14 protein-coding genes are annotated in these 18511 nt (G+C 74.4%); 10 read left to right on the top strand and 4 right to left on the bottom strand.

All coding sequences use genetic code 11. The features are described 5' to 3' along the window. Window positions 1–285 precede the first annotated feature (285 nt). Complete coding sequence (locus tag KKZ08_RS13545) at window positions 286–822, top strand: HNH endonuclease (protein WP_205039954.1); 537 nt, start codon at window positions 286–288, stop codon at window positions 820–822. A 49-nt stretch (window positions 823–871) separates the two neighbouring features. Here the strand turns inward: KKZ08_RS13545 and KKZ08_RS13540 are convergent, their stop codons facing one another. Then, window positions 872–3958 carry a beta-N-acetylglucosaminidase domain-containing protein gene (locus tag KKZ08_RS13540; RefSeq protein ID WP_223774684.1) on the bottom strand — a complete coding sequence of 1029 codons (3087 nt, stop codon included), beginning with the start codon at window positions 3956–3958 and terminating at the stop codon, window positions 872–874. 289 nt (window positions 3959–4247) lie between these two features. Between KKZ08_RS13540 and KKZ08_RS13535 the strand changes: the two genes are divergently transcribed. From KKZ08_RS13535 to KKZ08_RS13525, 3 genes are read left to right on the top strand one after another with little or no spacing between them, the layout of a single operon-like run. After that, the gene (locus KKZ08_RS13535) at window positions 4248–4604 is read left to right on the top strand and encodes a hypothetical protein (protein WP_223774683.1); all 357 of its coding nucleotides are present in this window, start codon (window positions 4248–4250) and stop codon (window positions 4602–4604) included. After that, window positions 4604–6754 (top strand): 4-alpha-glucanotransferase, encoded by a 2151-nt coding sequence (gene malQ, locus KKZ08_RS13530; protein WP_223774682.1) that lies wholly within the window; start codon window positions 4604–4606, stop codon window positions 6752–6754. Before KKZ08_RS13535 ends, malQ begins: the two co-directional genes overlap by 1 nt. A gap of 20 nt (window positions 6755–6774) precedes the next feature. Continuing rightward, window positions 6775–7014 carry a hypothetical protein gene (locus KKZ08_RS13525; RefSeq protein WP_030791007.1) on the top strand — a complete coding sequence of 80 codons (240 nt, stop codon included), beginning with the start codon at window positions 6775–6777 and terminating at the stop codon, window positions 7012–7014. 130 nt (window positions 7015–7144) lie between these two features. On the opposite strand, the gene KKZ08_RS13520 is transcribed toward KKZ08_RS13525, so the two are convergent. Continuing rightward, window positions 7145–7807, bottom strand: coding sequence for a TetR family transcriptional regulator (locus KKZ08_RS13520; protein WP_223774681.1), 663 nt, complete (start codon window positions 7805–7807; stop codon window positions 7145–7147). 99 nt (window positions 7808–7906) lie between these two features. On the opposite strand from KKZ08_RS13520, the gene KKZ08_RS13515 reads away from it, so the two are divergent. The 3 genes from KKZ08_RS13515 to KKZ08_RS13505 all read left to right on the top strand — a co-directional run bounded on the left by KKZ08_RS13515 (window position 7907) and on the right by KKZ08_RS13505 (window position 11398). Continuing rightward, window positions 7907–9394, top strand: coding sequence for an FAD-dependent monooxygenase (locus KKZ08_RS13515; protein WP_223774680.1), 1488 nt, complete (start codon window positions 7907–7909; stop codon window positions 9392–9394). Window positions 9395–9541: 147 nt separating this feature from the next. Continuing rightward, window positions 9542–10438, top strand: a complete 897-nt coding sequence (locus KKZ08_RS13510) for a DMT family transporter (protein ID WP_223779042.1) — start codon at window positions 9542–9544, stop codon at window positions 10436–10438. 51 nt (window positions 10439–10489) lie between these two features. Further along, window positions 10490–11398, top strand: a complete 909-nt coding sequence (locus KKZ08_RS13505) for a LysR family transcriptional regulator (RefSeq protein ID WP_223774679.1) — start codon at window positions 10490–10492, stop codon at window positions 11396–11398. 130 nt (window positions 11399–11528) lie between these two features. On the opposite strand, the gene pepN is transcribed toward KKZ08_RS13505, so the two are convergent. After that, window positions 11529–14105, bottom strand: coding sequence for an aminopeptidase N (pepN, locus tag KKZ08_RS13500; protein WP_223774678.1), 2577 nt, complete (start codon window positions 14103–14105; stop codon window positions 11529–11531). A 323-nt stretch (window positions 14106–14428) separates the two neighbouring features. On the opposite strand from pepN, the gene KKZ08_RS13495 reads away from it, so the two are divergent. Together KKZ08_RS13495 and KKZ08_RS13490 are read left to right on the top strand one after the other, a co-directional pair. Beyond that, a complete protein-coding gene (locus KKZ08_RS13495) occupies window positions 14429–15706 on the top strand; it encodes a flavin-dependent oxidoreductase (protein ID WP_223774677.1) in 1278 nt (425 codons plus the stop codon). A 72-nt stretch (window positions 15707–15778) separates the two neighbouring features. Continuing rightward, complete coding sequence (locus KKZ08_RS13490; RefSeq protein ID WP_223774676.1) at window positions 15779–16303, top strand: DUF1203 domain-containing protein; 525 nt, start codon at window positions 15779–15781, stop codon at window positions 16301–16303. Between the two features lie 4 nt (window positions 16304–16307). On the opposite strand, the gene KKZ08_RS13485 is transcribed toward KKZ08_RS13490, so the two are convergent. Continuing rightward, window positions 16308–17177, bottom strand: coding sequence for a LysR family transcriptional regulator (locus KKZ08_RS13485; protein ID WP_223774675.1), 870 nt, complete (start codon window positions 17175–17177; stop codon window positions 16308–16310). 109 nt (window positions 17178–17286) lie between these two features. On the opposite strand from KKZ08_RS13485, the gene KKZ08_RS13480 reads away from it, so the two are divergent. Beyond that, window positions 17287–18489, top strand: a complete 1203-nt coding sequence (locus tag KKZ08_RS13480; protein WP_223774674.1) for an MFS transporter — start codon at window positions 17287–17289, stop codon at window positions 18487–18489. Window positions 18490–18511 lie beyond the last annotated feature (22 nt).

Below are 18511 nucleotides of genomic sequence, written 5' to 3'. Positions count from 1 at the left end.
ACCTCCAGGTATCGCGGCCTGCCCGGCGGACGAGAAGTCAAGGGGGGAAGCGGGCAGACACACCACACTAACGGGGCATTGTGTGTGGATCGTTGTCATGTTCGAGGGAGAGACGGGGCTCACCTGGGCAAGAAGCAGGTGACGTGCCGGTGGCATGTCGCTGTGGTCGAAAACACTTCGAGCCCGTTACCGGTACATGCTGGCGCTTCGACCAGGCATGAGGGGAGACTGTCCACAGATCGTCCCGGCGCGAGCCACGCGCCGCCGGCGTTATAGGAGGCATCCGTGCCGCACGTCCTGGTCCTCAACGCGTCGTACGAGCCCCTCGGCGTCGTACCGCTCCGCCGCGCGCTCGTCCTCGTCCTGGAGAACAAGGCTCTCTGCCTCGAGGAATCCGGCGCCTTCATGCACAGTGCGACTCGCACCGTCCCCGCACCCAGCGTGGTCCGCCTCAAGCGGTTCGTCCGGGTCCCTTATCGGGGGCCCGTTCCTCTGACCAGGCGGGCGCTGTTCGCCCGCGACGGCGGTCGGTGCATGTACTGCGGTGGCGTCGCAACCAGCGTCGACCACGTCGTTCCCAAGAGCCGGGGCGGACAGCACGCCTGGGAGAACGTGGTGGCCGCCTGCCGCCGCTGTAACCACGTCAAGGCCGACAGGCACCTCATGGAGCTCGGCTGGCGGCTGCGGCACAAGCCCGCGCCGCCCTCGGGCCTCGCGTGGCGCATCATCGGGACCGGACACAGGGATCCGCGCTGGCTGCCGTACTTGCAGCCGTTCGGCGCGGACGACGCGATGGCCCGGATCGATGGCATTTCCGCCTAGGAAACGATCCGGGCCTTCGTCGTAGGTGGGGCGTTCGCCGCGCGGTGCGCTAGCCGCGCGGCCGCTGCCCGTCGGCGACCGCGTACGCCTCGACCGACCAGAGCGAGTAGCCGAAGCGGGTGGCGCGCTTGTCGCCCTGGACGCGGAGGTAGCGCGTCCCACGCGCGTCCATGCGGATCGCCTCGCGCCCGCCCCTGCCGTCCCGCACGGTCGCGGCCGTGCGCCACGTCCTGCCGTCCGCCGACGTCTGCACGCGGTACTCCGCCGCGTACGCGTCCTGCCAGCGCAGCACGACCTGGCCGAGCCGCACCGGCTCCGCCAGCTCCACCTGCCACCACGCGCCGTCCTCGGCGGGCGAGGACCAGCGGGTCGACGGATCGCCGTCGTTCGCGGCCGACGCCGGGAAGTCCCTGGTCTCGTCGCCCGACGACGAGGCCTTCGCGCCGCGCGCCAGGTCCGGGCCCGCCGTGCGCGGATAGGCGCGGACCGACACCGTGCGCGTCTCGTCCCCGAAGGACACCGGGATCTCGTACGTCCCCGCCCGCGTGCCCGCGGCGACGCTGATCTCGACCGGCACCTCCACCTCCGTGCCGCGCGGCAGCGTGGTCCGCGCCGGCACCCGCACCTCGATGCCCTTCGGCGCCCTGGCCTCGACCTGCCCGCGCAGACTGCCGGGCCGCAGGGAGCGCAGCTTCGCCGTGACCTCGCGGGGCTCCCCGCCGATCTCCGCGTCGGCCTCGGTGCGGGCCAGCGAGAGCCGGGCCTCGGGGGCGTCGGCGTACCAGGGGACGACATGGCGCACCGTACCCGTGCCGTCGGTGAGGGAGACGCGGACGGCGTCGGCGCGCACGCCCTCGCCGTGCTTCTTCGCGCCCTCACCATCATCCGTACGGGTGAGGTCGAGCTCGGTGAAGCCGCTCCTGGCGAGGGCCCCGACGCGCCGCCATCCCTTGCCGGGCATGTGCACCTCGACGCTGCCCTTGGCGCCCGGGTCGGTCAGCGCCGTCACCGCCGCGAGCGGACGCTCACGGCCGAACCGCGCCGTCGCGCCGTCCGATGCCCGCCCGCCGTCGAGCCCCGCCCAGGACGCGTACGCCATACGGGCCCGCGTCAGGAACGGGTCGAGGACGCCCTCGCCGACGGTGACGCCATTGGCCCGCAGCTCCTTGCGGAGCTTCGTCAGCTCACGCGAGGCACGCCAGGCGGCCGCGCCGTCACCGTGGGCCTGCGCGCGCAGCATGTCCACGGCCGCCTCACCGGCCTCGCCGTACAGCGCCAGCTTCTCGATCCACGGGCGCACCTCGCCGTCGAGCGCGCTGCCCGCGAGCCGCCGCGGCGCCTCGCGCATCACACCGAACGCCGCGCGCAGCCGCCGGGCGGAGGCGTCCAGGCGGGCGCGGTCCGTCGTCGTGCGCGCACGCCAGAAGTCGTCCATCAGGGGCCGCAGGTACGCCGACTCGTCGGCGCCGAGCACGGAGGAGGCGTCGTTGCCCGCCAGCGCCCGCAGCGCGCCCCGCGCCTTCACGTCACCGCCCGCGAGGTCGTCGATCGCGGCGAGCCACGACTCGTGCGGGCGGTACGCGCGGGGGTTCCAGGCGTAGTCCGCGGCCGTGAAGAGCGGGATGCGGGAGGCGGCGGGCTGCTCCATGGCGTTGCCGAGGAGGGCGGCCGAGCCGGTGGCGACGGCGGGCTGGCGGCCGGTGTAGGGGCCGAGGAAGATACGGTCCTGCGCGAAGTCGTTGACCGGGTAGTTGTCCATCGTGACCAGCGGGTGCGGGCCGAACGCCTCGCGGGCGCCCGCCAGGTCGCGTCCCGTGATGGTCTTGGGGACCACGCCGACGCCGGTCCAGGCCACCTGCACCCGGTGGTCCAGGCCGGACGCGAGGGCCGCGCGGTACGCGGTCGTGCCGTCCTGGAAGTACTCGGTCGGCATCAGGGAGAGCGGCTCGGCGCCCCGGTGGCGCCCGGCCAGGTGCGCGGCGACGGCGTTGGCCACCCTGGCCTGCGCCTTCGCGGCGGCCTTCGGACCCCTGCCGAACGTCTCGGCGTCCTGCTCGCAGTGCCACTCGCTGTAGCTGACGTCCTGGAACTGGAGCTGGAAGGCCCGCACCCCGAGCGCCCACATCGCGTCGATCTTGCGGGTGAGGTCCCTGAGGTCCCGGTCGGACGACATGCACATCGCCTGGCCGGGGGAGACGGCCCAGGCCAGCGTGACGTGGTTGGCCTTCGCGCGGGCGGCGAGGGCCCGGAAGTCCGCGCGCTGGTCCGCCGGGTAGGGCTCGCGCCAGCGGGCCTGGCGGTAGAGGTCGTCGCCGGGGGCGTAGAGGTAGCGGTTCTGCTTGGTGCGGCCCATGAAGTCGAGCTGGGCCAGGCGCTGCTCGCGGGTCCAGGGGGTGCCGTAGAACCCCTCGGTCAGTCCGCGCACGGCGGTGCCGGGCCAGTCGCGGATCCGCACGCCGGGCAGGGTGCGGGCGCCCTTCGCCGGGCCCGCCCCGCCGGTGAGCTGCCGCAGGGTCTGCACCCCGTGGAAGAGGCCGTCCTCGCCGGCTCCCGCGAGCGCGACGGTGTCGCGCCCGTCGACGCGGCCGACGGCCAGGCGGTACCCGCCCGACGGCAGGTCGCCGCGCTCACCGGCGCCGAGGCCGCGCAGGGCCCGCTCGGCGCCGGGACCGCCGACGCGCACGACGAGGGCGCCGCCCATGGGCAGCGGCTCGCCTTCGCGCACCTCGGTGACACGGCGGGCACCGGCGTCGTGCAGCACTTCGCGGAGCGCTTCGAGGGCGTACGGGTCGAAGGCGTCGCCGGAGTCCTCGCCGAGCGTGCCGCTCCGGTCGCTCCGGTCGCCCCGGCCGCCTCGGCCGTCGTAGGTCGGCGTCACGAGGACGACATCGTCCCTCACGGTGACGGCGCTCCCGGCGGCGTCCATCGACTGGGGGCGCGGCCAGACGGACGGCAGCGCGACGCCGCTCCCACGGTCACCGGAGCCGATGCCGTCGCTGCCACCGTCCGGGGAGGTGGCCGGGGCGCTGGGTCCGCCGGGGCCCGGGGCCGCCATGGCGCCGGGCGCACCGCCGAGCGCACTCGCGATGACGGCTGCCGCGATGGCGACCGCGCCCTTCCTGCGCCGCACCTGCACGCCCACTCCTCGTTCTCGCCTCGTTCCACTGGGGGCCCTGACGTCACGTGTGCAGTGAGCCCACCACTGAGGTGCCGGGGGTGTCAACGGAAGTGAGGAAGAGGTGGGGGATTCTTCGCGGAACATGCGCGGACCACGGGGCTCCGGGCCCTCGCGAGACCTCCCGCGAAGCAACTCCCGCACGGGAGAAGCAATTGTGACCAGGGTCACGTTGATGCACGCTATACGTCTGCGGCCCCGCGCAGTGGGTAGGGCTGCCGTGACCTGCCCCCTGATTAGGAGCCCCCACGTGGCCGCTTCCGCGAATCTTCTGCTCTCCGCCCTCTCCAAACAGGTCCCCGCCCCCGACACGCATCTCATCTCCGCCCCCGGCACGCATCTCGTCTCCGGTCCCCACTCGCGCCGGCTCTCCGGCCTCGGCGCGCGCCAGGCCGCCAACCCGGACACGCGCCAGGTCTCCGGCCCCGACTCGGGCCTCGACGGCTCCTCCTCCTGCACCTGCCTGGAGCCGCCGCTCACCAGCGAGCCCCCGCTCGCCGACGCCGCGCCGCTCACCAGCGAGCCGCCCCTCGCCGACGCCGCCCCCCTCACCAGCGAGCCCACCGCCACCGGTACGGCCTCGGGCCTGGACCCCATGGGGGTCTGATGGCCCTTTCCCGGCTGGCCGCCTCGTACGGGGTGGCCACCTCCTACTCCCCGTCCCCCGGGCGCACCGTCCCCGTCAGCGACGCCGCGGTCGTCGCGGCCCTCGCCGCGCTCGGCGTGGACGCGAGCGGCCCCGAGGCGATCCGCGCCGCCCTCGCCGCGCGCGAGGCGCACCTGGCCGAACGCCTGCTCCCGCCGACGGTGGTCGCCTGGACGGACGAACCCCTGTCCGAGGCCGCACCCCTCGCGGGGCTGCCGCGGGGGACACGGGTGCGGGTGGAGGCCGAGCGGGGCGAGGTGATCGAGTGGACGGTGCCTCCGGCGGACGCCGCCGCCCCCGCGCCCGAAGGCCCGGCAGGGCTGCCGCCCGGCGTGCACCTGCTTCTCGTACGGAGCCCCGATGGGCGCCGCGCCGAGGCCCACCTCATCGCCGCCCCCCGCCGGATCAAGACCCCGCCGCGCCGTACGCACGGGCTGCTGGTGCAGCTGTACTCCCTGCTGTCCCGCGACTCCTGGGGCATGGGCGACCTCGGCGACCTGGCCGAGCTCGCCGCCTGGTCCGGCCACGCCCTGAACGCCGGGTTCGTGCAGGTGAACCCGTTGCACGCCGCCGTGCCGAGCCCGTCCGAAGGCCCGGGCGGCGACCCGTCCCCGTACCGCCCCTCCTCCCGCCGCTTCCCCGACCCGGTGCACCTGCGGGTCGAGGCCGTCCCGGAGTTCGCCCGGCTGACGGGGGACGCCCGCGACCGCGCCGACGCCCTGCGCCGCCGTGCCGGTGCGCTGCGCGAAGGGGTCCTGCGCGAGGGCCGGTTGATCGACCGGGACGCGGTCTGGGCCCTCAAGCGCGAAGCCCTCGAACTGCTCCACGAGGTGCCCCTCGGCCCCGGCCGCCGCGCCGACTACCACGCCTTCCTCGCCGGACAGGGCGCCCCCCTCGAGGCCCACGCCACCTGGTACGCCCTCGCCGAGGTCCACGGCCCCGACTGGCACTCCTGGCCGGCGGCCCTGCGCGACCCGTCCTCGCCCGCGACCGCCCGGGCCCGGCGCGAGCTGATGGACCGCGTCGACTTCCACTGCCGCCTCGCCTGGCTCACCGACGCCCAGCTGTCCGCCGCCCAGCGCACCGCCCGCGACGCGGGCATGGACATCGGCCTGGTGCACGACCTCGCGGTCGGCGTGCACCCGGGCGGCGCCGACGCCTGGGCCCAGCAGGACCACTTCGCGCCGCGCATGACGGTCGGGGCCCCGCCGGACGCGTTCAACGCGCGCGGCCAGGACTGGGGCCTGCCGCCCTGGCGCCCGGACCGCCTCGCGGAGTCCGGTTACGCCCCGTACCGCGCCCTCGTACGCGGACTGCTGCGGCACGCGGGGGCCCTGCGCATCGACCACGTCATGGGTCTGTTCCGCCTCTGGTGGGTCCCCGAGGGCCGCGAGCCCACCGAGGGGACGTACGTCCACTACGACGCCGAGGCGATGCTCGCCGTGCTCGCCCTGGAGGCGGACCGCGCGGACGCCCTCGTCATCGGCGAGGACCTCGGCACCGTCGAGCCGGGCGTGCGCGAGACGCTGCGCGAGCACGGCGTGCTCGGCACCTCGGTGCTCTGGTTCGAACGGGACTGGGCGGGCACCGGCCGCCCGCTGCCCGCCGAGGCGTGGCGCGCCGACTGCGTGGCCACCGCCACCACGCACGACCTGCCGCCGACCGCCGCCCGCCTCACCGGCGAGCACGTGCAACTCCGCCACGAACTGGGCCTGTTGACCCGCCCCCTGGCCGAGGAGCGGGCCGAGGCCGCCCTCGACGTGCGCGAGTGGCTCGGCCTGCTCTGCCGGCTCGGGATGCTGCCCGGCGGGACGGGCTGCGAGGAGGACGAGATCCGCGCCCTGCACCGCTTCCTGCTCGCCACGCCGGCCCGCATGATCGGCGTCTGGCTGCCGGACGCGGTCGGCGACCGCCGCCCGCAGAACCTCCCCGGCACCTGGGACCAGTACCCCAACTGGCGGCTGCCGGTCGCCGACGCCACCGGACGCCCCGTCACCCTGGAGGACCTCGCCGCCTCGCCGCGCCTGCACGCGTTCATGGCCGTCTTCCGGGAGGGCGCGGAGAGCGGCGACACGGCGCGTACGGCACCCCCGGGCGCGCGCCCCGTTTAGGAGTTCGCTACGTTTGCACCGTGGACAAGAAGAACGCTCTGCGCGCCGGCGCCCTGGCCTCCGGCACGACGCTGATGATGCTGCTCATGTCGTCCCCCGCGCTCGCGCTCACGCGCGACGACGGCGACGACCCGGGCCCCGGCCTGAGTGTCATCGACACGCTCGGCCTCTATGTCGCCGCGCCCATCGTGCTGTTCCTGGTGATCGCGGGCCTCGTGATGGTCGGCGACAAGTCCCGCAAGCAGCAGAAGCAGGGCTGACGCCACCTCTTTCGCAGACCTCGTCTTCGTAGCCTGGTCTTCGTAGCCTCGTCCGAGGGCCCGGTCCGCCGGCGTACGCGCAAGTCGCGCACGTCGGTGAACCGGGCCCTCGGCGTGCGTTCGGGCGCCCTCAGGGCCGGTCGGCCGTCAGATAGCGCTGGAGCGTCGGCGCCAGCCACTGGGTGATCTCCTCCCGCGTCAGCGCGGCCGACGGCGGGAACCGCAGGACGTAGCGCGTCAGCGCCAGGCCGAGCACCTGCGCGGCACAGAGCGCGGCCCGCGTCGGCGCCTCGGCCGGATCCGGGCAGACCTCGCGCGCCACCGGCAGCAGCTGCTCGGCGAAGATCTCCCGCATGCGCGCGGCGCCCGCCTGGTTCGTGATGCCCACGCGGAGCAGCGCGGTGAGTTCGTCCGCGTCCTCCCACACGTCCAGTACGTGGGTCACGAGGTGCCGCCCCACGTCCTCGCGCGGCACCCGCGTGAAGTCCGGCATCCGCAGGTCGACCGAGGTGGCGGCCGCGAAGAGGCCCTCCTTGTTGCCGTAGTAGCGCATCACCATCGACGGGTCGATCCGTGCGTCCCGGGCGATGGCGCGGATCGTGGCGCGCTCGTACCCGTCGGCGGCGAACCGTTCGCGGGCCGCCGCGAGGATGCCGGCGCGGGTGGCGTCGGAGCGGCGGGGCGGGGCGGCGGACGCGGGGGCCGTGGGGGATGTGGCGGAGGCTGGGGCGGGTGGGGCCGGGGGCTCGGGATCGGTGGGCGGCTCGGCGGTGGCGCGGGCTCTCTCGGTCATGCCAACAAACGTAGGCCAACATCTGTTGACAGTCCATAGTGGCAGTTCTACCGTGGCCAACAAGCGTTGACCAACAGGTGTTGGCATCAGGAGGCGGCCATGAACGGTACGACCGGGGACAAGGGCACCGCCGAGAGCGCGGCGGGCACGGACGGCGGCGGCGTCGTGGTCGTGGGGGCGGGGCCCACCGGGCTGCTGCTCGCCGGGGACCTCGCCGCGGCGGGCGTCCCCGTCACTCTCGTGGAGAAGCGGGCGCCCGGCATCAGCAACCTCTCCCGCGCGATGGTCGTGCACGCCCGCACGCTGGAGCAGCTCGACGCCCGCGGCCTCGCCGACGAACTGGAGGCCAAGGGGGAGCCGCTCGGCAGGCTGCGCCTCTTCGACCGCTTCTCGCTCGACCTCGCGCGGCTGCCCTCCCGCTTCCCGCACGTCCTGGTCCTGCCGCAGTACGAGGTCGAGCGGGTCCTGGAGCGGCGGGCGGCGGAGGCCGGGGTGCGGTTCGCGTACGAGACGGAGGTCGTCGGCCTCACCCAGGACGCCCACGGGGTGAGCATCGAGGTCCGGGGCGCCGAGGGTGGGCCGGGCACACTGCGCGCGGCCTACGCGGTCGGCGCCGACGGTCTGCGCAGCGCGGTGCGCGAGGCGGTGGGGCTGCCCTTCCCCGGCAGGTCCGTCATCCGCTCGCTCGTCCTCGCCGACGTCAGGCTCGCCGAGCCGCCGCCGACGCTGCTCACCGTCAACGCCGTCGGTGACGCCTTCGCCTTCGTCGCGCCCTTCGCCGACGGCTACCACCGCGTCATCGGCTGGAACCGCGCCCGCGACGTCGCCGACAGCGAGCCGCTCGGCCTCGACGAGGTCAAGGAGATCGTCCGGGCTGCGCTCGGCCGGGACTTCGGGATGCACGACCCCCGCTGGATGTCCCGCTTCCACAGCGACGAGCGGCAGGCGCCCGCGTACCGCGTGGGCCGGGTCTTCCTCGCCGGGGACGCCGCTCACATCCACTCACCGGCCGGCGGGCAGGGCATGAACACGGGGCTCCAGGACGCGGCCAACCTGAGCTGGAAGCTGGCGGCCGCCGTCAACGGCCGTGCGTCGAAGGGGGCGTTGGACGGCTCGTCGGACAGGCTGTTGGACACGTACCACGCCGAGCGGCACCCGGTCGGCAAGACGGTCCTGCGCACCAGCGGCGCGCTCGTCCGCCTCGCGATGGCCAAACATCCGTGGACGCGGGGCGCCCGGGCGGTGCTCGCCGCCGTCGCCACCCATGTGCGCCCGGTGCGGACGAAGGTGCTCGGCACGGTCACCGGCATCGGCTTCGCCTACCCGGCCCCGAGGGGCGCCCACCGCCTCGTCGGGCGGCGGGCCCCCGACGTCGCGCTCAAGGAAGGGCGGCTCCACGAAGTCCTGCGCGCGGGCGAGTTCGTCCTCATCGCACCGCAGGGCGAGGAGTGCGGGCGGGAGGCGGGGCGTGCGGTGGTGGCGCACTGGGCGAGCGCACGACGCATGTGGCTCCTGGTGCGGCCGGACGGGTACGTGGCGTGGGCGGGGGAGCGCCGCCCCACAACCGTTCGGTTCCCCTACAAATAAACAGCGGAAACTTTCGATGGACCTGATGGGTGCCGGGGTGTCACGGTGGTCGCGCAACACACCGAGACACCCCGCCGAGGCGGGGAGAGAGGCAAGGGATACCTCGTGGCACTCCTCGACCGGACCCCCGCTCCCACCCCGGGCGCCGTGGCGACCGCCACGGCGAAGGCCGCGCAGCCCATCGGTGTCGGCCTCGCCCTCGCGGCACTCGCCACGGTCGTCTGGTCGGGCAGCTTCGTCACCTCCCGTGCCCTGCACGACTCCGTCCCGCCCGTTCAGCACGCGTTCTGGCGCTGGATCATCGCCATCGTGGCGGTGGCGCCGTTCGCGGTGCGGGAGACCTGGCGGCAGCGGAAGCTGCTGCGCGAGCACCTCCGCTTCCTGCTGCTCGCCGCCCTGTTGGGCGTCACCGTCTACAACACCCTGGTGAACCAGGCCGGCCTGACGACCACCGCCGGCAACATGGGCATGATCATGGCCGCGTCGCCCGTCCTGATGGCCGTCCACGAACGCCTCGGCGGCACCCGGCTCGGCGTGCGCCGAGTCACCGGCATGCTCGTCGCCTGCGCGGGCGTCCTGCTGCTGGTCAGCAAGGGCTCCCTCGTCATGGATCTCGCGGTCGGTGACCTGTGGGTGATCGCGGCGGCGGTCTCCTTCGGCTCGTACAGCGCGCTGCTCAGGCGCAAGCCCGCGGCGATCGGCGGACTGCCCTTCCTCTTCACGACGTTCGTGCTCGGTGCGCTGATGCTGCTGCCGGTGTTCGTCGTCAGCTACGCCGTGCAGGGCGGGTTCGAACCGACGGCCGGCACGGTCTCGCCACTCCTGTACGTGGGCGTGGTCTCCTCGGCGGTCGCCTTCTTCGCCTGGAACAAGGCCATCTCGATCATCGGCGCCGCCCGCGCCGGAGTCGTCTACTACCTCCAGCCGGTCTGCGTGGCCCTGCTCTCCTTCGCGCTCCTCGGCGAGGCGATGGGGTGGCTCCAGGTGCTGTGCATGGGGCTGATCCTCGGCGGGGTCGTGCTCGGCGCGGCCCGCGCGAAGTAGGGGCGGGCGGGGGTGCGGCCGGGCCTGTCGGCCGGTCGGTACGTTGACCCCATGAGCGAGTGGGACATCAAGAAGCTCCAGATCCTGCGTACGTTGAGTGAACGGGGCACCGTCACGGCGACGGCGCAGGTGCTGCGCATGACGCCGTCGGCGGTGTCGCAGCAGCTGTCCAACCTCGCCAAGCAGCTCGGCGTACCGCTTCTGGAGGCCCATGGCCGCCGGGTGCGGCTGACCGACGCGGCCCATCTCGTGCTGCGGCACGCGGAAGCGGTCTTCGCCCAACTGGAGCGGGCGGACGCGGAGTTGGCGGCCTACGTGCAGGGCGAGGCGGGGGAGGTGCGGGTGGGGGCGTTCTCGACCGCCGTGCCCGCGCTCGTCGTGCCGGCGGTGCGGGCGCTGCGGGAGGCCGCGCCGGGCATCTCCGTACGGGTACGGGAGACCGAGGCGGCGGAGGCGTACGAGCTGCTCGCGGCGGGGGAGGTGGACGTCGCGCTGTCCCTCGCGGTGCAGGCGCCGGCCTCGTCCGACGCGGACACGCGCTTCACCCGGGAGTCGCTCGTCGCCGACCCCCTGGACGTGGCGCTCCCCGGTGACCATCCGCTGGCGGCGGCCGAGGGGCTGCGGCTGGCCGATCTGGCGGGGGAGCCGTGGATCTTCGGAGGGAGCGGGCCCTGGTCGGAGATCACGCGGGCGGCGTGCGAGGGGGCCGGGTTCACGCCGGAGCAGGCGCATTCGGCTTCCGGGTGGACGGCGATCCTCGCGATGGTGGAGGCGGGGATGGGCGTGGCGTTGGTGCCGCGGATGGCGGCGGTGCGGCGGGACGGGGTGGTGATGCGGGGCCTCACGGAGGACCGGCCGCGGCGGCATGTGATCGCGGCGGTGAGGAGGGGGGCGGCGGGTGGGGCGGGGGTGTCCCGGGTGCTGGCAGCGTTGCGGGGGGTTGTGGTGGGGCGGGGGTAGGGGACAGGTCTCTCACCCGCCCGCCCTGCACCGCGCCCCGCAGCCGAGAGCCACGGGGCGCGACCCCCGGCCGCCCGCGGCCGAAGCCCACGACCAGCCGCCCCCTGGAGGGCCCCGCCCCGCCAAACCGCTACACGTCAGCCGAGCGCGCCCGCAGGGCCCGCTCCACCCCCGCCCGTGACTCCGTGATCAGCCGCCGCAGGGCCGCGGACGGGTTCGCCGAGGCGAGCCACGCGTCCGTGGCGTCCAGCGTGGCCTGGGAGACCTGGAGCGCCGGGTAGAGGCCGACGGCGATCTGCTGGGCCATCTCGTGGGACCGGGAGTCCCACGCGTCCTTGACCACCGCGAAGAACTTCTCCGTGTAGGGCGCGAGCAGCTCCCGCTGATCCGTCTGGACGAAGCCGCCGATCACCGCTTCCTGCACGGCGTTGGGCAGCGTGTCGGACTCGACGACCGAGGCCCAGGCCGCCGCCTTCGCCTCCGCGGTGGGCCGCGCGGCCCGCGCGGACGCCGCGTGGCGTTCGCCCGCCGCCGTCTTGTCCCGCTCCAGCTCCGCCGCGATCCCCGCCTCGTCGAGGCGGCCCGTCGCCGCGAGCCGGCCCACGAACGCCCAGCGCAGCTCCGTGTCGACGGCCAGGCCCTCGATCGTCTCCGAGCCGTCGAGCAGCCGCTCGAGGAGCGACAGCTCCGCGTCCGTGCGGGCCGTCGCCGCGAAGGCGCGGGCCCACGCCAGCTGGTGGTCGCTGCCCGGCTCCGCGGCCCGCAGGTGGGCCAGCGTCGCCTCCGTCCAGCGCGTCAGCGCCTCCTCGCGGCGGGCGGGCGCCGCGTACAGGTCGAGGGCCAGCTTCACCTGGCGGTGCAGCGACTGCACGACGCCGATGTCGGACTCCTTGCCGATGCCGGAGAGGATCAGGGAGAGGTAGTCCCGCGTCGGGAGTTCCGCGTCGCGCGTCATGTCCCACGCCGAGGCCCAGCACAGCGCCCTCGGCAGCGACGCCTCGAAGTCGCCGATGTGCTCCGTGACGAAGGCGAGGGACTCGGTGTCCAGGCGGACCTTCGCGTACGAGAGGTCGTCGTCGTTCAGGAGGATCACCGCCGGGCGGGCCTTGCCCACCAGCGCGTCGACCGCCGTCAGTTCGCCGTCGACGTCCAGCTCCACGCGGTCCGTGCGCACCAGCTTGCCGGACGCCTCGTCCAGGTCGTAGAGGCCGATCGCGATGCGGTGGGGACGGAGCGTCGGCTCGCCCTTGGCGCCGGCCGGCAGCGCCGGGGCCTCCTGCTTGACCGCGAAGGAGGTGATGACGCCGCGCGTGTCGACGTCCACGACCGGACGCAGGACGTTGATGCCCGCCGTCTGGAGCCACTTCGTCGACCACGTCTTCAGGTCGCGCCCGCTGGTCTCCTCCAGCGCGCCCAGCAGGTCGGACAGGCGTGTGTTGCCGAACGCGTGCTGCTTGAAGTACGCCTGCACGCCCCGGAAGAACTCGTCCATGCCGACGTAGGCGACGAGCTGCTTGAGCACGCTCGCGCCCTTGGCGTACGTGATGCCGTCGAAGTTGACCAGGACGTCGTCCAGGTCACGGATGTCCGCCATGATCGGGTGCGTGGACGGCAACTGGTCCTGGCGGTACGCCCACGTCTTCATGGAGTTGGCGAACGTCGTCCAGGAGTGCGGCCAGCGCGAGCCCTCCGCGTACGCCTGGCAGGCGATGGAGGTGTACGTGGCGAACGACTCGTTCAGCCAGAGGTCGTTCCACCACTCCATCGTCACGAGGTCGCCGAACCACATGTGGGCCAGCTCGTGGAGGATGGTCTCCGCGCGCGTCTCGTACGCCGCGTCCGTCACCTTCGAACGGAACACGTACTGGTCGCGGATGGTCACCGCGCCAGCGTTCTCCATCGCGCCCGCGTTGAACTCCGGCACGAAGAGCTGGTCGTACTTGGCGAACGGGTAGGCGTAGTCGAACTTCTCCTGGAACCAGTCGAAGCCCTGCCGCGTCACCTCGAAGATCGCGTCCGAGTCGAGGAACTGGGCGAGCGAGGGCCGGCAGTAGATGCCGAGCGGCACCGACTGCCCGTCCGGGCCCTCGTACGAGGAGTGCACCGAGTGGTACGGGCCGGCGATCAGGGCCGTGATGTACGTCGAGATGCGCGGCGTCGGCTCGAAGACCCAGACGTTGCCGTCGGAGTCCTTGGGCTCGGGCGTCGGCGAGTTGGAGACGACCGTCCAGCCGTCCGGCGCCTTCACGGTGAACTGGAAGGTCGCCTTGAGGTCCGGCTGCTCGAAGCTCGCGAAGACCCGGCGCGCGTCCGGGACCTCGAACTGCGTGTACAGGTACGCCTGTTGGTCGACCGGGTCGACGAAGCGGTGCAGGCCCTCACCGGTGTTGGTGTAGTCGCAGTCGGCGACGACCCGCAGTTCGTTGCGGCCCGCCGCCAGGTGCCGCAGCTTGATGCGCGAGTCGCGGAAGACCGCGGCCACCTCCAGCGGGTGACCGTTCAGGGCGACCTCGTGGACCGCGGGGGCCACCAGGTCGATGAAGGTCTCCGCGCCCGCCTCGGCGCAGTCGAAGCGCACCGTGGTCACGGACCGGAAGGTGCCGCCCTCCTGCGCTCCGGAGAGATCGAGGTCGATCTCGTACGAGTCAACGGTCAGCAGCTTCGCCCGCTGCTGCGCCTCTTCGCGGGTCAGATTGGTGCCGGGCACGCGGTCATCTCCTCGGGTACGACGAGTGGTCTGTCGGACGGTGGTTCAGACGGATGGGTCAGACGGATGGTTCTGTCATTCGGGGGGTGCGACTTGTGGTGTTTCCGGCCATCCTTCCATGCGCGTTCGGGTGGCCGCCCGAGCCATTGTTCTCCCGCTGCCGTGCCGCTACGCTCCGCGCGACCGCCCCGGCCCGGACAGGCCGCCGACCACGGCCTGACGACCACCCGCCGGGACCACGGTGACCACAGGGGGATGCGGGGGATGCGGGAGATGCTGAGGACCGAAGGGCCGGGCGGCGCCGGCCCGGCCGCGCGGCAGTCATGATCGACGTACTCGTGGCGGGCGCCGGTATCGGCGGGCTCACCGCCGCGCTCAGCCTGCACGCGGCGGGCATCGACGTACGCGTGGTGGAAGCGGGCGACGAGCCGCGCCCGATCGGCGTGGGGATCAACCTCCTGCCGCACGCCGTACGGGAGTTGACCGAGCTGGGGCTCGGCGGCGAGCTGGCCGCGACCGCGGTGGCACCGGAGGCCATGGTCCACTTCGACCGGCACGGCAACCGCATCTGGGGCGAGCCCCGCGGCCTCGCGGCCGGCTACCACTGGCCGCAGTACTCCCTGCACCGCGGCGCCCTGCACCTCCTGCTGCTCGCCGCGGTCCGCGAACGGCTCGGCGACCACGTGGTGCACACCGGCACCGCCTTCGTCCGCCTCGCCGAGCGCGAGGGGACCGCCCTGCGGGTGATCCTGCGGGACGTGGCGCGCGGCCGGGAGCAGGCGGTGCGGGCGCGGGCCCTGATCGGCGCGGACGGCCTGCACTCGGCGGTACGGGCCATGCTGCACCCGGGCGAGGGACCGCCGCTGTGGAGCGGCATCCGGATGTGGCGCGGCGTCGCCGAGTGGCATCCGGTGCTCGGCGGCCGCACGGTCGCCGTGGCGGGCAGCAACGCCGCCGCCAAGCTCGTCGTCTACCCGATCTCGCGGGCGGCCGAGGAGCGGGGCAGGGCGCTGCTCAACTGGGTGGCGGAGGTGCGGTTCCCGCGCGCGCACCGGCACGCCATGGCGGGGCCCGCCGACTGGAACCGCTCGGGGCGGCTCTCGGACGTCCTGCCGTACTACGCGGGGTGGCGCGTCGGCGACCTGGACGTCCCCGCGCTGCTCGCCTCGACCCGGCAGATCCTGGAGAACCCCATGGTCGACCGGGACCCGCTGCCCCGCTGGGGCCGGGGCCCCGTCACGCTGCTCGGCGACGCCGCGCACCCCATGTACCCGGTGGGGTCCAACGGCGGCTCGCAGGCCGTCCTGGACGCCCGCGTCCTCGCCCGCTGCCTCGCGTACACCTCGCCGGACCGCGAGGCGGGGCTGCGGGCCTACGAGGAGGTGCGCACGGAGGCGGTCAACGCCCTCGTCCTCGCCAACCGCGACATGCCGGCCGACCGCGTCCTCCAGACGGTCGCGGAGCGGGCCCCGGACGGCTTCGAGCGCGTGACGGACGTCCTGACGCCGCAGGAGCTGGCCGCCCTGGGCACGGCGTACCGCAGGACCACCGGCGTGGACGCGGCGGAGCTGAACAGCCGCGGGTCGTGGGGCGTCGGCTGACCGCCCCGCGGCGCGAACGCCACGTCCGAAAACCGCCAGCCTCCGCCGCCCCCCGCGCGCGAGGCTCGACCCATGAACACCACCGCGCACCCCACTACCGCCTACGTCCCCCACCCCATCGCCCCCGACGCCCTCGCCCGGCTCCGCGACACCGACGACGCGGGGCGTCCCTGCGTCCCGTACGTCGACCACGAGGGCGGCTCCCCGCTGCGCTGCTGCCTGCGGCCGGTAGCCCCCGGTGAGCGCGTCGCCCTCGTCTCGTACGCGCCCCTGCGCCGCTGGGCCGCCGAGACCGGCGCGGACCCCGGCGCCTACGACGAGCAGGGCCCCGTCTTCATCCACGCCGACCCCTGCGGGGGACCGGCGCAGGAGCGTGCCGACTACCCCTTCTCCCGCGCCGGGGCCCTGCGGACGCTGCGCCGCTACAACGCGCGGGGGCAGATCATCGGCGGGCGCCTGCTGGAGATCCCCGAGGACGGGACGCGGGGCTTCGACGCCGCGTTCGACGAGGCCTTCGCCGACCCGGAGACCGCCCTCGTGCACGTGCGCGCCGTGGAGTACGGCTGCTTCCACTTCGAGGTGCGCAGGCCCGCCTGACGCGCTACCCCTCGCCCCCCGCCAGGACCCGTGCGAACTCCCGCACCCGCGCCGTCTCCCCGTCCCGGTGCCACACCATCCCGAGCACCGAATCCGGCAGCCCGTCCACCGGCACGAACGTGACGTCCTTGCGGCCGTGGTACTCCGCCGTCGGCCGGCACAGCAGCATCGCGCCCCGGTCCGCCGCCACCAGAGTCAGCCCCTCCTGGAGCGTGCGGACCGCGGGCGCGGGGACGTCCGAAGGGGCGTGCGCGGCGCGCCAGTACGCCGGCGCGGGCGCCGTCGCCGCGATCAGCGGGGTGTCCTTCAGGTCCGCCGCCGTCAGCGACTCCCGCCCCGCGAACGCGTGCCGCACCGAGACGGCGACGGTCTGCCGCTCGCTGGAGAAGACGGGCCCGAGGACCAGGTCCGGCTCGGCCACCGGCAGCAGCACGATCGCCGCGTCCACGTCGCCGTGGCGCACCGCGCCGAACGGATCGGCGAAGGGGATCTCCGCGATCTCCGTCACGCACCCGGGATGCCGCTCCTGGAAGGCCGCGATGGCCCGCATCAGCCGCGCGTCCGCCGTCCCCTGGAAGCCGATCCGCAGCGTGCCCTCGACACCCCGCGCCGCCGCCCGCGCCCGCTCGACCGCCGACGCCAACTCATCGTAGGAGGGGCGCAGTTCGCGCAGGAACCGCTCGCCGAGCGGGGTCAGCCGCACCCGGCGGCTCGTCCGCTCGACGAGCCGGGCGCCGATCCTGCGCTCCAGGGCGGCGAGCAGCTGGCTGACGCGGCTCTGCGAGACGTACAGCCGCTCGCCGGTCCGCCCGAAGTGCAGCTCCTCGGCGAGCACGAGGAAACATTCGAGCTCCCGGATCTCCAGCCCCTGCATGTCCGCGCCCCTCCCGTGCCATGCTCATGCGGGATCGATGAGCCTGGCTCATACAAGGATGAGATCTCCGGCGTTGTTCCGCGTGCGGCCACGCCCGAGGGTGGACGACATGTCACAGAGCGCACAACTCCCCCCACACCCGGCCCCCTTGGGCCGCGCCCCTCTCGGCCCCGCCGTCGTCGCCGTGGCCACCGCCACGTTCTCCGTCGTCACCACGGAGATGCTCCCCGTCGGCCTCCTCACCTCCCTCGGTTCCGGCCTGCGCGTCTCGGACGGCACCGCGGGCCTCGCCGTCACCCTGCCGGGCCTCGTCGCGGCGCTCGCCGCCCTGCTGCTGCCCGTCGCGGTGCGCCGCGCGGACCGGCGTACGGTCCTGTGCGCGTTGATGGCGCTGCTCGCCGCCGCCAACCTGGCCTCGGCGCTCGCTCCCGCCTTCGGCGTCCTGCTCGCCGCGCGCGTCCTGGTGGGCGTGTGCATCGGCGGCGTGTGGGCCATCGCAGCCGGTCTCGGGGTGCGGCTGGTCCGCGAGGAGGCGGCCGCCGGACGGGCCACCGCCGTGATCTTCAGCGGGATCGCGGTGGCGTCCGTCCTCGGCGTCCCCGCGGGCACGCTCCTCGGCGAACTGGCGGGCTGGCGCTGGGGGTTCGCGGCCCTCGCCGCGCTCTCGCTGGCGGTCGCGGCGCTGCTCGCCACGGTCCTGCCCGCGCTGCCCGCCGGCGAGGCCGTGCGGCTCGGCGCCTTCGCCCGGCTGCTGCGCATCGGGCGGCTGCGGGCCGGGCTGCTCGCCGTCACGCTCCTGGTCACCGGCCACTTCGCCGCGTACACCTACGTACGACCCGTCCTGGAGCGGGTGCCCGGCATCGGCGCGGGGCTGATCAGCGGACTGCTGCTCGCCTACGGGACGGCCGGCATCGCCGGCAACTTCGCGGGCGGCGCCGTCGCGGCCCGCGACCCGCGCCGGGCGCTGCTCGCCATCTGCGCGGGGCTCGGCACGGTGGTGCTCCTGCTGGTGCCCGCGGGCGGCTCGCTCGCCGCGTCGGCGGCGCTGCTCGTGGCGTGGGGCCTGGCGTACGGCGGGGTCTCGGTCTCCGCCCAGAACTGGGTGATGGCCGCCGCGCCGCACGCCCGCGAGGCCGCGTCGGCGCTCTTCGCCGCGGTCTTCAACGTGGCGATCGCCCTCGGCGCGTTCGCCGGGGGCCGGGTCGCGGACAGCCGCGGCGCCGACGACGTGCTGTGGCTGGGCGGCGGCCTCGCCGGGCTGGCGCTGATCACCGTGGCGTACGCGAGAGGGGCGGCCACCCGCGAAGGGTGACCGCCCCCGTCGGGACGTCGGG

This window comes from Streptomyces sp. 135, from assembly GCF_020026305.1.
In the GTDB taxonomy this organism is placed as follows: domain Bacteria; phylum Actinomycetota; class Actinomycetes; order Streptomycetales; family Streptomycetaceae; genus Streptomyces.
The sequence above is the reverse complement of the archived record's forward strand: the minus strand, read 5'-3'. Positions and strand labels throughout refer to the sequence as shown.